Genomic DNA, 12,585 nt, shown 5'->3' on the forward strand with positions numbered 1-12,585 from the left:
TTTAGGCTGCCTAATGTTTAGGCACTTATAAAATCAATCCCTATTTATATAAAAAAAACAATAAAAACTAAGGGATTCCCTGATACACATAACTTTAAGTTGATGATATGAATTAAGCAGTGTTTATCTTTACATCTTAGTTGAATTTTGGCCTTAAATTGTTCCATCCAGGATTAAACCTTTTACCTGAGCTTTTGCAATTTAGAAGCCTGACGCAAAGAAGGATGTCATGAGAAACCTTGTTATAATATTAATCTTGCTCATTCCAATAGCAATTCAGGCCGGTGAAAAAATAGACTCTTTCGAAGGTCTTGAAATTACAAAAGAAAGCGGGGTGCTAATAATTGATAGCACATCCAAAAAACATATGGAGAAAGCCCACTCCCAACAGGCCAAAAAAAGGGCTATGGAAGCTCAACAAAAAGCTCAAAAAGAGGCCCAACACCCCAGAATTGAAGACAAATTAGAAGCCCAACTACGCAAAATTGAGGCCCAGCAAAAAATACGCATGCAAGAGCTTGAGATTTATCGTGCGAACCAATATTTATCTTATAAAGCAACCAAAGATGCTCAATACCAAAAACAACGCCAAGAACAACAAAAAATATTAGATGATATTCATGCGTCAGATAGCCTCTTAGAAAAGATCAAGCTCAAAACATCGCCTGAATCATATTGGGAGGCAAAAGTTAAAAATTTAGAGTGGTCCGTAAGCTCAGCCAGCGCGGAAATAAGAGATTTAGTAATCGAATATAAAAAAATACTTGCTACAAAAGATTTGGAATTAGCGCAAGCAGTAAACGATGCAAGATATATTGGTGCAGATCCTCGACAAGCCAGAATAGAAATGTGGGAAGGAATACAACATGAAATTATAACTTTAAAAGCAGTAATCAGCGAAAATCGAGTAATATTGAATCGTGATCAAACATGGTTAGAACAAGCACGCAGGATGCTATCAGTATACCGACAACAAAATTAACTCGGGATAAAATTCTTCACACGGATGGGAATTTCCATATAAGATATTGCAAAATTTTAAACCGATACATTTAATTTTAGCCTCTACTATACTGCCCAACCTAAACCGAATAGACAGAATCTGCTTATAACGATATTGGCATATTCTGTTCCATTTGAGAGAGGATAAAAAAATGAGAGAAAATAATATGAAATTTTTTTTCACAGCATTGTTCTTAATTTTTGGAATTACTCTTAGTGAAGTCGAAGCGGAAGATTTCATATCAATAATGGAAAAATATGGAAAAAAAACAGCAATCAAAATGGTTGTTGATGAGTTTAACAAAAATTGCCCTATGGTAGTAGATAAGTATACGAATATAACTAAAGCGTTGCCTTTTTCAGATAGGCTTAAATATCAAGCCTCCATTTCTGGTATTCCCTATGACAATATTAAACAATCTCTTGAAAGCTTGAAAAATAGAATAACTTATATTGGTACCAATACAATGTGTTCTTCTCCCGATACAAGGCCATTGATTGATTCTGATTTAATAGTGGAATATGAATACTATTATGAAGATGGCACATTTCTGTTTTCGTACAGCGTCAAAAAGAGCGATTGCCAATAAATATTATTAAAGCATAAATCCTGTTTGCCGGTACAATCGAATAAAGACAGTTTAGTGATTCTATTTGAATAGGGTTTCCCACCAATATTAATACTGGTGGAATTTATTTAATTTTGCCCATTTTTTAACAATGGCCTGATCACCAAGGTATTCCAACCTTTGGATTTTATCTAAAATATTATCAAATGTTGATCTGTGCATACCTTTTGGCTTCTCAGGAATAATATCCATAATGCCCGGTTCCGCACCAATTTTCCGCTTCAACTTATTAGCCCTATTAAACAATCGCTTTGTTGAATGAGTATTGCAACTGGCATAAGTTAGGCCATGGCAATCTCTACAAAGAAAATTTTTGCCTGCCCCACCCAGACTATAAAGGATTTCAACCTTCCGTTCACATTGTGAACAGAGAAACCATTTTCTATAGCCTCCATAGTTGCAAGGGGTTTGGTCAAAAAAAATGACCTGTTTGACACCTTCCCAGGCACCACCACGCCCCCTATACCTATATTTAAGGGTTAAGCAGTTTTCTTGAACCTCAAAGTGAACCGCCCCCCTTTTATTGCCATTCGATGACCAGGATAATTTTCCGGCTGTTCCAGGGGGTAAAGCGTTTTGCCTTTTGAGCAATCGGATATCAATGTAAATTTGGCGTTCAACTGTTGGCTTTGTATTAAATCTGAAAAATCGTCCTGAACCCGGCCCGCCCATAAACACCTCTTTTTTGATCAACGACAAATATTTTTTTCCTTCAACGACAATTAAAACTCCCGTTCCCCAACCTGCGTAACCATTTAATTTCATTAAAAAATACTTGCAAAACAATTCTGATTATGTTTTTTAAGACCATCCTTCCGGAGGATAAGGCTATGCTGGAGAGCAACCTGAGCGCCGAGAAGGTGACTGAAGTATGAGGGGCCGTATTTTCCACGTACGGCCTTTCGCTTTTTGCTCTCATACTTTGGTCTATAATGCGCTAAACTCCGGGGGTTTGGGGGCTGGCCCCCATTATAATCCGGTAAAAAGTCCTTTTAATTACCATCACAAAACCCGGTTCTTCCATGGGTTAAGCCCTCTATCGATAGTATCCGTCCGATAGTGCTTGCTGACGGCATTGGTTCAATATTTTCCGCTTCCATCTCCTTGCTGATAGCACCGGCACCGCAGTTCAGGCCTCGATTGTATAAATCCAGTCGGATCATTTTAATAATCTCAACAATCTCCTGCCTGGTATATCTGGTCTCGATCATTATTCGGCCTCCATTTTAGCCTGTTCCATGCGATAGCTTTCCACATTCAATTCAAGGATGATACTGTGATGAACGAGTCTGTCGATGGCTGCTGCCGTTGTCATAGGGTCCTTAAAAATCTGTTCCCACTTAGAGAACGGAAGATTGCTCGTGATCATCAGGCTGCCCTGTTCATACCGTTCCGCCAAAAAGGTAAACAGCACTTCCATTTCTCCCCGGCTTTGTTGGACATACCCAATGTCATCTATAATCACAGCATCAAACCTGGAGAGGGATTTGAGTTTTTTGGTTAGCTCAAGATCCCTTTTGGCAATCAGCAGATCCTGGACGAGCTGACTGCATGAGATAAAAAGAACCTGCTTACCCTTTGCAATTAATTCATGGCCAATGGCACAGAGCAGATGGGTTTTCCCGCTACCCGGATTACCAAAGGCCAGGATGTTTTCACAGCGCTCTAAAAAAGCGCCGTTGACCAGGACACTTAAATGATTGGCAACCTTTAAGGGGAGGCGCTTTTTATCAAAATTCTCAAATGTCTTGGAAGATGGCAACTTGGATGCCCTCAGGTTACGTGATATCCGGTTCTGCCAGCGGACTTCGCATTCGAGACTCAACAATTGTAAGAGGTACTTTTCATATCCCCATGCCTCCGCCCTGGCCTGATCCGCCATTTCTTCATAACTGCGGCGCATGGTCGGCATATGGAGGCTTTTAAGATTGGTGTCTATCTGATCCCGATCATTGATCATGCCGCCACCCCCTTGAGCAATTGGTCATAACGAGTCAAATCAACTGCCTGGATATGAACATCATCCGGCCTGCTGACAGAGGCGTTGGACTCAATAAGGCGTTTAACAGCCTCTTTGCTGATTTCCTGATCCTCGTTTATTAGAACCATCAGGGCGCTGTCTACTGCCACCTCGCTTGTCTTTGCTGCCAGGTATAATATTTTCAGATACCTTGCTGCTGAGCTTTTAACGGTATAACGCTTTCTTAAATGATCGTAGGCAATCCGGAACCGGCTGGTGGGGAACATGGCATTACGATAACGATAATTTTCAAATGCCCCCGGTTTTTTGACCAGGCTGTCAATGATATGCCGGTAATTGATTTTATATTTGCCCTCACCCCGCAACCTTGGCAAAGTATCGACCTTTCTCTGGCCGTACCAGACCTCCAGGCATTCCATGTAGAGGCGGACCTGGATATTTTCTCCTATGAGCCTGCTGTCTACAGAGTAAACGTTGTGATTGACCCGAATGGTACTGCTGGGACCAACCTTTAAATCCATCTTTTTACATGCATCAAGCCGGCGTTTGGGCAACCGGTGTAGGAGATCCAGTTCTTGTGTAAACCGTTTCCTACGACCGGCATTTAGCTGTGCGAACAGTTTGGCCAGGAACAAGTCATATTCTTCCCGGTCTTTAAAATCCCGGTGTCCTCTCAGCATCAGGGCCTGGTCAACGGCTTTTTTGAACCGATAATTGCGCTGCTCCACGTCTCCATTTTCATTGGGGCTGGCAGGGTTAGTTTTGCAAGGAATGATACCGTAATGGTCAACAAGATCCTGATACCTGCTGGTGAACTCCTCAGGGTGACTTACCTTGTTAACAGCGGATGTCAGACAATCGGTGCGATGTTGCTGCGGCACACCACCAAGTTCCCATAGGGCATTTTGCAGGCCCTGGCTCAGGCTTTCGAAACTCTCTGAAAAACAGACTGTACCTGTCTCCCAATTGGAATAGGTCAAAACAAAATGGTAGATCAGGTGGTCAAAAGGGACGCCGCCTATAGTGACGCCCAGTTTATCCATGTGGGTGAAGTCTGACTGGCATAATTCGCCAGGCTTATGAATTTGAGCAAAAAAGATTTCTTTGGGCGGCCCCTCTGTAGCACGCCATTGCTTTATTCTCCGTTGCAGGGTCCGTAATTGTCCATCGGCGAACCGGCCGGGGTGTCTGCGTTGCAAATCCTCAAACAGTGTCTTGGCCTCCAGACCTGGATTTATGGTCAACATGCCTTTGATACCATCCCAGGTCTCCTCAAACGGATCTTTGCGTGTGCGCCATGTATGATCCGTTTTGAGTTCACTCGGCAACTTCCCGTGTTCACGGTACTTTCGAGCTGTTTTTTCATCCATTCCAGCTTTCATTGCTGCTATCCCGAAACTCTTCTCTGACTGAATCAACTTGAACAACCTCCTCACTTGCTGGTCCGTTACCATCCAAATCTCTCCTTCTGTTCAATTTGGATGTTTCTACCATTTTTTTTGATTCTTAAATTTCGGGAATTTTAATTGTCGTTTGGCGGGAATTATAAATGACGCTGATCACTTTTTAACTAAATAGTTAGGGAAGTATGAATTTTAACAAAGAACCGAAGGGACTTTAATTATTTTTTGGCCTACAGGGTTAAAAAGTGGGGGAAGAATTAAAAAAAGTTGTACAGGGGTTGTACAAAAAGGCTCTGGCAGAAATTCACAAATAAAAAAAGGGGTGCCCGATCTTGGCTAACCCCTTGTTTTTACTGGTACCTGGGACGAGAATTGAACTCGTACAGGGCTCAGCCCCGAGGGATTTTAAGTCCCTTGCGTCTACCAGTTCCGCCACCCAGGCACATCGTCAGGATTAAATATATTATTACAGCACATTTTGCAAGGAAAAACCGCCGGCGCCCGACCTCATATATTGCTTCCCCATTTTAAAATGATTATGTTACTATACACGGGCAAAATGCAGCAGACAAAAGTATTGTACCGATTTGTCCCTCTTTATGGATGGAACCAACCTCCCGCGGGAAAGGATAATTGGCAAGATGGTCACTAAAATTTACGTCAATGCAGATCTTAAGGCAACAATCCCTTGCCCTAATTGCAAGAATTCCTACCAAAAAGACGTATCAAGATTCATAAAACACCATAAAGAGGTCCGGCTTAAATACACCTGTAAATGCAAGCACCAGTTCTCCATACTTCTTGAGAGAAGACGGTTCATCAGAAAGGAGAAACAACTCAACGGTTACCTGATCGAACCGACAAGGAAGCTGCCGCTGAGAATAATTGATATTTCCAAGTACGGCATAAAAATCAAGCTGTTCACAAAAGCCCCGCCCGATATCGGCAGCATCCTGACCATTGAATTCATCCTGGATGACCCCGGCCATTCAAAGGTCACCACAAAAGTAACGGTCAAGCGGGTCCTCTTCCCCGACACCCTTGGCTGCGAATTCCTTAACCCGAACCACTATGACAATCTGGGGAAATATTTTTTATTTCATTTTTGATCGCGAGGGCCCGGCACATGGAAAACATTGGAATCCGGGCATAAAAAAATCCCGAGAAGGCTTGTCCTTCCGGGATTCGATGTGAGTGGTGCCGAAGGGGAGATTCGAACTCCCACAAGCGTACGCTCGCTAGTCCCTGAAACTAGTGCGTCTACCAATTCCGCCACTTCGGCACGTCTCAAAACAACGAAAAGGGTTATACAGCAAGGTTTTTGACTTGTCAATCGAAAAGTTCACTTTCTTTTTCAGCAAGCCCCCTGCCTTGGTCTTAAACCATTGTATCTATCTGGTTTCAAACCGCTTTTACCTTCTATCAGAATTTGTAACAGGGTTCTAACCGGAATGTCAACTTGAAAAGCTGGCGGCAACCCAGCCAATGTTACAATACGACCTAAAAAAAGCCATAATTTGACAATAGGGGGAAAATGTATATTATTAAGCATTAACTAATCTTTGATTTGCAATTAACCCAATTAAAAAGGAGCTTAAATCAAATAATGGCAACCGAGCATACGAGCGAAACCCACCTGGGAAAGGACGAATTACTGGAAATTTTAAATGAGATTGATACGGAGCGTCAGAATGATCCGATCAAGACCAATGATCATCAGAATGAAAGCACCGCTCCCCACAGCTATCCAAATCCAAGCAATCAATTTTACTAAATTCACTTCTTTTTTCTCCAACAATCCACCATGTACCTGAGAACACCTTTGTCTTCAAATTAAAGGTGGCTCAAAAAAAACAAAGCATAGTGTATAGGGCTGATACCAGTCCCAGAATAGGCTGTATCAAGCCCTTTTACATTTTGACGGCTGGATTTACCCTCCAATCAGTGACCATGTCTAATCGTGTTGTATGACGGTATGCACCGACAGCCTGCCCCGGACATCTTACCCCTGGGTGTCATTTCTGGTATACTCGGGACAGAAGACGCGCATCAGATTTGAACCGCTATCGGAAACGGCAGAGTAAGCTTGGTTTGTTCTAACACTCAGAGCCCTAATGGTATCGTCTCTTCTCCAATTAACCATAAAAAGGAGGACAGCACCATGACTGAGTTTTGCACGGATGTCAATTCCAGAACAATTAAAATGGCCCTTGTGGACGGGTCCCAGATTAATGCCTGCGTAAATATCGACCGGGAACCAGGCTATAACCGCTTAAGCGACATGATCAGCAACAGCAGAGAACCGTTTTTGGTTTTAATGAATGCCACAATGCACAACACCGGCATTACAACGCCCGTAAACTATGAAACTTTATTTGTGAATAAAGAGCACATATTGTGGGCAACGCCTCAAAATGATTAGCAGCCAATGACCCGACACAGCATTGTCACCAATTCACAGGAACGGAAAAGGCGGAGAAGGTTCCGCCCGGGACAGATGCGGAGGATTCATTTGACTTCAAACCGCTGATTCCATAGTATATTCATTGACCATCAATCTGTTTTTGCAGGAGTGTCTTATGTCCGAAAAGAGTATTGAAGAAATAAAGAAAATAGAAAAAGACCATCGCTTTTTAACCAAAAACCTGGTTGACGCAATCTGGATTGCCGATGCGGAAACCCTGCGTATTGAATATATGACAGAATCCATTGAAAAGCTAAGCGGGTATACGATACAGGAATCTATCAATCAAGGGCTTCAGAAAAGAATGACCCCGGAATCTTTTCAAAAAATCAAAGCATTGCTGGACGAGGAGAAACTGAAATTTGACCAGGGGATAAAAACAATACGGTCGGCGGAGATTGAGTTCATCCATAAAAACGGCATCCCTTATTGGTGTGAGATCAGGGCAAGGCTGATCAAAGAACCCGGAAATATATTGAAAATTGTTGGGGTAACAAAGGACATCACAGAACGGAAAAAGGTGGAGCAGGAAAAAAACGATTTGATAGAAAAGCTGGGTAAGGCCTTATTTGAAAAAGAAAAATTGCTGAAAGAAAACAAAACATTAAAAGGGCTTCTGCCGATTTGCAGCGGATGCAAAAGAATCAGAGATGAAAAAGGCAAATGGTGGCCCATAGATGCATATATAGAAAAAGCGACTGAGACAAAGCTTAACCATACCATCTGTGTCGACTGTAAAGAGGCCTTTTACGGAGATGAGGCCTGGTACCAGAAACGGAAAAAAAAGATGGAATAAGGCCCCGGCTATAATTAAACAGGGGTCATATCAAAGCCAGATGACGCCAGCCATTCTTTTGCATCCTGAATATTGTCAAAAACTTCGATCTCCAACCGACTGGCTTCTTGAACGATTTTACCCACCTGCCATTTTTTTATTTCCGATTTTCCTGCAACAACAGCCAGATGAGAGAGAGGGGTCTTGAACCGGCCACTGACCATTTGTGAAATCAGTTTTTCCGCCTCCGGCGTGTGGAGTTCCCATCGACTGCGGTCAATAAGCAACGCCCAAGGCTTGTCATGGTAAAATTTGTAAGCAATGCGTTTCAGATCCTTTAGGTAGTCCTTGGCCACTCTCTCATCCCAGGCAAAAAAAGCCTCAATGTAAAGAAGGTGTTCATAGGGAACCATCTTATAAAAGTCCGTTTTAATTTCCATAATCAAACCTCAGATTCCTAAAAGGATGAAGGGATTGTAAAATTGGCGGCTGAATATTTTTCATACAATTTTTTTATGGTGCCAGATTTTAAAAGCCGCGAAAAATTTCGATCAAACAGCCGGGCCAAATTCTCACCTCTTTTGCTATTGATAAAAACAACGTAGAGTTTTAACTCAAGTATTGTCTTCATTGCAAAATCATTCATCCGATATTCGGGAGTGTCCCTGAAAAAATCCTTGAGGTCACCTTCGGCATCCAGAAAAAAATCCAGCTTTGAGGTATTGAGCAGGTGGATGCCCAATTCCCTGGTATCGACCCGCCGAATCAATGTCGAAACAATGACTGAAGCAGGGAGGTATTGTTCAAACGAATACCCTTCAATCCATGCCACTTTTTTCCCTCTTATGCTCTGACTTCCCGACCATTTGACGTTGGAAGTTTTTTTGTAAAGTGCTTGAACGATATCAACTGCGAAATGATTCTTGGGATAGACCCCATTTTCAATTTCATCGACATAGGCACCTATCATGGCATCCACGGAATGATTTTTCAAAAGATTCACCGAGCCGATATATGACCTGATAATCGGCTGAATGCCATAGCCTTCAGATTCATAGACCGCCCTTAGGATATCCCAATACAGCCCTGTTCCATCTCTTTCAGTGGCATCTTTCCACTCTTCTGTGGCAAAAGAAATTGTTTTTTCAGCTGCATCTGTTTTCGGTACCATCCAAATGGAAAGGCAGACGCTGAGCATGATGACCGCAACCAAGGATTTTTTACAATTCACCCCGCCGATCCCAGCCGCTTTTTTTCCCTCTTCTTTTGCATTTCTCCTGCTCTGCAAATCAAATTTATCCCTGTCTTTTATATCATAATCTGAGTATTTTTTTCCATTGATGTACAGACGCCTTGAAAAATCCACCCAATGCCTCCTCTGAATTTTTCTGAACAGCATCGGCCGGCGATCCGACCATACGTCATCATCAGACAAAATTGACAGCTTTAAGGGAATATCTCAACCCTTTTTTGGATATATATATTTGAACAGGCAAGCATAAAGGAGGGTCTCCAATAACCAATATCCTGGTTCAGGTTTAAGGGAATAAAATTTTTAATAGGAAAAATAGGCGGATGGCAAGACGATTGGGCAACAACCGGGCTGAAACCCATCGTGTGAGCATAAAAAAAGCCGCTGTAGTTACAGCAGCTTACTTGGGGGATGGTGCCGAAGGGGAGATTCGAACTCCCACAAGCGTACGCTCGCTAGTCCCTGAAACTAGTGCGTCTACCAATTCCGCCACTTCGGCACTTATCCTTGGCTTTCCCGCAGCAATTAAGCGTTGCGTTCAAGCGACGGTTGGGATATATATACTTGCTTGTGACTTTTGTCAACAATATTTTTGATAGAACCTGAAGGATGACATGAAATTAATCGAAAACTTGGATCTGATTGACGCTCCTTTTAAAAATGCTGTCGTGACCATCGGCAATTTTGACGGTGTCCACAAAGGCCACCAGGCATTATTATATCAGGTAATAGAAAAGGCCGCCGAAATCAACGGCACCTCGGTGGCCATGACCTTTGACCCCCATCCTTTAAGGGCGCTTGGTATTTCAAGCCCCCCTTTGATCACCCGGCACGACCAGAAATTAGAACTCATTGAACAATCCGGCATTGATGTGTTATTGTGCCTGCCCTTTGATAAAGCGTTTGCCGATATACCGGCCCAGGATTTCATTGAAAAGATCCTGGTTGAAAAAATCGGAATGAAGGCTATTATTATCGGAGGCGACTATTCATTTGGAAAAAAACGTTCAGGCAATATCAGCCTGCTGCGCTCCGCCGGCATGGACCTGGGATATGAAACCATTGTCTCAGAGTGGATCAACGATACGGAAACCGGCAAAGAACGGATTTCCAGTACCCGTATACGGGAGATCGTCATGGAGGGCCGGGTGGACCAGGCCATGAAATACCTGGGCCGCTACTACCAGATCCGGGGCAAGGTCATCAAAGGACGGAAACGCGGCGGCAGCCAGCTCGGCTTCCCAACGGCCAATATCAAACTCCATGATGAACTATGCCCGAAACTCGGGGTTTATGCCGTAACCGTGGAGACCGTCCACGGCCATCACAAGGGCGTAGCCAACATCGGTTTTTCCCCGACCTTCGGCGACCAGATGTTCACCATAGAAGTTCACATCCTTGATTTTGAAGGGGACATCTATGATACCCGGATCCGCATCAACATGGTGGCGCGGCTCAGGGACGAGAAAAAATTTTCCAGCATTCAAGAGCTGGCAGAACAGATCAAAACAGACATTGAGAAAGCAAAGGACATCCTTAAATAAAAATGGCAGTATTAGATATAGTCAAGTACCCGGAAAAATCCTTAAGTAACCCCTCGGTACCCGTAGAAGAAATTGACGATGAAATCCTGAAATTGATCGAAGACATGGGGGAGACCATGTTCCATGATTCCGGAGTTGGACTGGCCGCCCCCCAGGTGGGGATCAACAAACGGATCATTGTATATGATGCCCATGCCGCCGATCCCGCCCCAGAGGACGAGGAAGAGCTGGCAGACGAGGATACAGAAGAAGCCCCCAAAGGCGAATTCACCGCCCTGATCAACCCGGAAATCATCTCTAAAAGCCAGGAGACCTTTATTTCTGAGAACGAAGGCTGCCTGAGCGTTGTGGATTACCGGGCCGACGTAAAACGTCATGCCAGGGTGACGGTACGGGCCCTGAACATCGACGGCAAAAAACTGGAATTTGATGCAGACGGGCTTTTGGCCGTCATTATGCAGCATGAAATAGACCACCTGGACGGAATATTGTTCATAGACCGGATCTCCTCCCTCAAGCGGACCATGTACAGAAAGAAACGGTTAAAGCAGTTAAAAAAGAACAATTAAAATTGTCGGCATAAAAAAACTATGAAAAAAAAACGCATCATTTTCATGGGCACACCGGAGTTTTCCGTGACGGCCCTCAAGGCACTGGCAGCAGACGAAACTTTCGAGATCCCCCTGGTGGTGACCCAGCCCGACCGTCCCAAAGGGCGGGGCAAAAAGCTGGCCCCCTCCCCTGTCAAAAAAGCAGCACTGGACCTGGGCCTGGAAATCTTCCAGCCCGAACGCCTGAATACCGCCCAAGGAAAAGAAAGGCTTAGTGCCCTGGCCCCGGACTTTTTTGTGGTGGTGGCCTTCGGACAGATCCTCTCCCAGGAAATCCTGGATATCCCCAGGGTCTATCCCATTAACATTCACGCCTCGCTGCTGCCCCGGTACAGGGGCGCCGCCCCCATCCAGGCAGCCGTGCTCAATATGGATAAGGAAAGCGGGGTCACCACCATGGTCATGGCAAAAGGCATGGACACAGGGGACATGCTCCTGAAATCCGTCACCCCCATAGATCCCATGGAAACCGCCCAGGACCTCCACGACCGCCTCTCACAAATGGGAGCGGATCTTATTGTGGAGACCCTCCACCAAATCAATGCCGGCGGCATCACCCCTGAGCCCCAGGATCATGACAAGGCCACCCATGTCTCCATGCTCAAAAAATCCGACGGTGAAATCGACTGGACCCGGCCGGACAAGGCCGTTTGTGCCCATATAAACGCCATGACCCCGTGGCCCGGGGCCTTTACCCACCTTTCGGGCAAGCGGCTGAAAATATTCAAGGCCGTCCCGGCACCGGCAGAGAAATCCGATGCGGCCCCGGGAGAGATCCTTTCCTGCAGGGCCGAGGGCATCTGTGTTGCAACAGGAGAAAACCCCGTACTGATTCTGGAACTCATGGGCAGTTCGGGAAAACGCCTGGCAGCCGACGCCTTTCTCCGGGGCAATAAGATCGACCTGCCGGCCCGGTTTGAGTAA

15 protein-coding genes and 3 tRNA genes are annotated in these 12,585 nt (G+C 44.4%); 9 read left to right on the top strand and 9 right to left on the bottom strand.

Going from position 1 to position 12,585, the window contains the following annotated elements; all coding sequences use genetic code 11:
* Nucleotides 1–229: 229 nt before the first annotated feature.
* On the top strand, nucleotides 230–982 hold the full coding sequence (locus tag HUN04_02750; protein WDP88712.1) for a hypothetical protein: 753 nt from the start codon (nucleotides 230–232) through the stop codon (nucleotides 980–982).
* Nucleotides 983–1,154: 172 nt separating this feature from the next.
* The gene (locus HUN04_02755) at nucleotides 1,155–1,592 is read left to right on the top strand and encodes a hypothetical protein (protein WDP88713.1); all 438 of its coding nucleotides are present in this window, start codon (nucleotides 1,155–1,157) and stop codon (nucleotides 1,590–1,592) included.
* Nucleotides 1,593–1,679: 87 nt separating this feature from the next.
* Here HUN04_02755 and HUN04_02760 read toward each other — a convergent pair whose 3' ends face one another.
* From HUN04_02760 to HUN04_02780, 5 genes are all read right to left on the bottom strand, one after another.
* Nucleotides 1,680–2,396, bottom strand: coding sequence for a hypothetical protein (locus HUN04_02760; protein WDP88714.1), 717 nt, complete (start codon nucleotides 2,394–2,396; stop codon nucleotides 1,680–1,682).
* 227 nt (nucleotides 2,397–2,623) lie between these two features.
* Entirely contained in the window at nucleotides 2,624–2,842 is a 219-nt protein-coding gene (locus tag HUN04_02765; GenBank protein ID WDP88715.1) for a hypothetical protein, read from the bottom strand.
* On the bottom strand, nucleotides 2,842–3,591 hold the full coding sequence (locus HUN04_02770) for an ATP-binding protein (protein ID WDP88716.1): 750 nt from the start codon (nucleotides 3,589–3,591) through the stop codon (nucleotides 2,842–2,844). The genes HUN04_02765 and HUN04_02770 overlap by 1 nt, the downstream gene beginning before the upstream one ends.
* Nucleotides 3,588–5,027, bottom strand: coding sequence for an IS21 family transposase (locus HUN04_02775; GenBank protein ID WDP93140.1), 1,440 nt, complete (start codon nucleotides 5,025–5,027; stop codon nucleotides 3,588–3,590). The genes HUN04_02770 and HUN04_02775 overlap by 4 nt, the downstream gene beginning before the upstream one ends.
* Before the next feature lie 342 nt (nucleotides 5,028–5,369).
* A tRNA-Leu gene (locus HUN04_02780) sits at nucleotides 5,370–5,457 on the bottom strand.
* Between the two features lie 199 nt (nucleotides 5,458–5,656).
* Here HUN04_02780 and HUN04_02785 point away from each other — a divergent pair.
* Nucleotides 5,657–6,124: a PilZ domain-containing protein gene (locus HUN04_02785; protein WDP88717.1), complete on the top strand. Its 468-nt coding sequence runs from the start codon at nucleotides 5,657–5,659 to the stop codon at nucleotides 6,122–6,124.
* An 86-nt stretch (nucleotides 6,125–6,210) separates the two neighbouring features.
* On the opposite strand, the gene HUN04_02790 is transcribed toward HUN04_02785, so the two are convergent.
* A tRNA-Leu gene (locus HUN04_02790) sits at nucleotides 6,211–6,297 on the bottom strand.
* A 324-nt stretch (nucleotides 6,298–6,621) separates the two neighbouring features.
* On the opposite strand from HUN04_02790, the gene HUN04_02795 reads away from it, so the two are divergent.
* The 3 genes from HUN04_02795 (at nucleotide 6,622) to HUN04_02805 (ending at nucleotide 8,275) form a co-directional block, all read left to right on the top strand.
* Nucleotides 6,622–6,789, top strand: coding sequence for a hypothetical protein (locus HUN04_02795; protein WDP88718.1), 168 nt, complete (start codon nucleotides 6,622–6,624; stop codon nucleotides 6,787–6,789).
* A gap of 387 nt (nucleotides 6,790–7,176) precedes the next feature.
* Entirely contained in the window at nucleotides 7,177–7,437 is a 261-nt protein-coding gene (locus HUN04_02800) for a hypothetical protein (protein ID WDP88719.1), read from the top strand.
* 157 nt (nucleotides 7,438–7,594) lie between these two features.
* On the top strand, nucleotides 7,595–8,275 hold the full coding sequence (locus HUN04_02805) for a PAS domain S-box protein (protein WDP88720.1): 681 nt from the start codon (nucleotides 7,595–7,597) through the stop codon (nucleotides 8,273–8,275).
* A gap of 14 nt (nucleotides 8,276–8,289) precedes the next feature.
* On the opposite strand, the gene HUN04_02810 is transcribed toward HUN04_02805, so the two are convergent.
* From HUN04_02810 to HUN04_02820, 3 genes are all read right to left on the bottom strand, one after another.
* On the bottom strand, nucleotides 8,290–8,694 hold the full coding sequence (locus tag HUN04_02810) for a hypothetical protein (protein WDP88721.1): 405 nt from the start codon (nucleotides 8,692–8,694) through the stop codon (nucleotides 8,290–8,292).
* A gap of 17 nt (nucleotides 8,695–8,711) precedes the next feature.
* Nucleotides 8,712–9,620 (bottom strand): transporter substrate-binding domain-containing protein, encoded by a 909-nt coding sequence (locus HUN04_02815; GenBank protein ID WDP88722.1) that lies wholly within the window; start codon nucleotides 9,618–9,620, stop codon nucleotides 8,712–8,714.
* Nucleotides 9,621–9,918: 298 nt separating this feature from the next.
* Nucleotides 9,919–10,005: transfer RNA gene (locus HUN04_02820), tRNA-Leu, on the bottom strand.
* 115 nt (nucleotides 10,006–10,120) lie between these two features.
* On the opposite strand from HUN04_02820, the gene HUN04_02825 reads away from it, so the two are divergent.
* From HUN04_02825 to HUN04_02835, 3 genes are read left to right on the top strand one after another with little or no spacing between them, the layout of a single operon-like run.
* Entirely contained in the window at nucleotides 10,121–11,050 is a 930-nt protein-coding gene (locus HUN04_02825) for a bifunctional riboflavin kinase/FAD synthetase (protein ID WDP88723.1), read from the top strand.
* A 2-nt stretch (nucleotides 11,051–11,052) separates the two neighbouring features.
* Complete coding sequence (gene def / locus HUN04_02830) at nucleotides 11,053–11,619, top strand: peptide deformylase (protein WDP88724.1); 567 nt, start codon at nucleotides 11,053–11,055, stop codon at nucleotides 11,617–11,619.
* 21 nt (nucleotides 11,620–11,640) lie between these two features.
* On the top strand, nucleotides 11,641–12,585 hold the full coding sequence (locus HUN04_02835; GenBank protein WDP88725.1) for a methionyl-tRNA formyltransferase: 945 nt from the start codon (nucleotides 11,641–11,643) through the stop codon (nucleotides 12,583–12,585).

Source organism: Desulfobacter sp., assembly GCA_028768525.1.
Lineage (GTDB): Bacteria > Desulfobacterota > Desulfobacteria > Desulfobacterales > Desulfobacteraceae > Desulfobacter.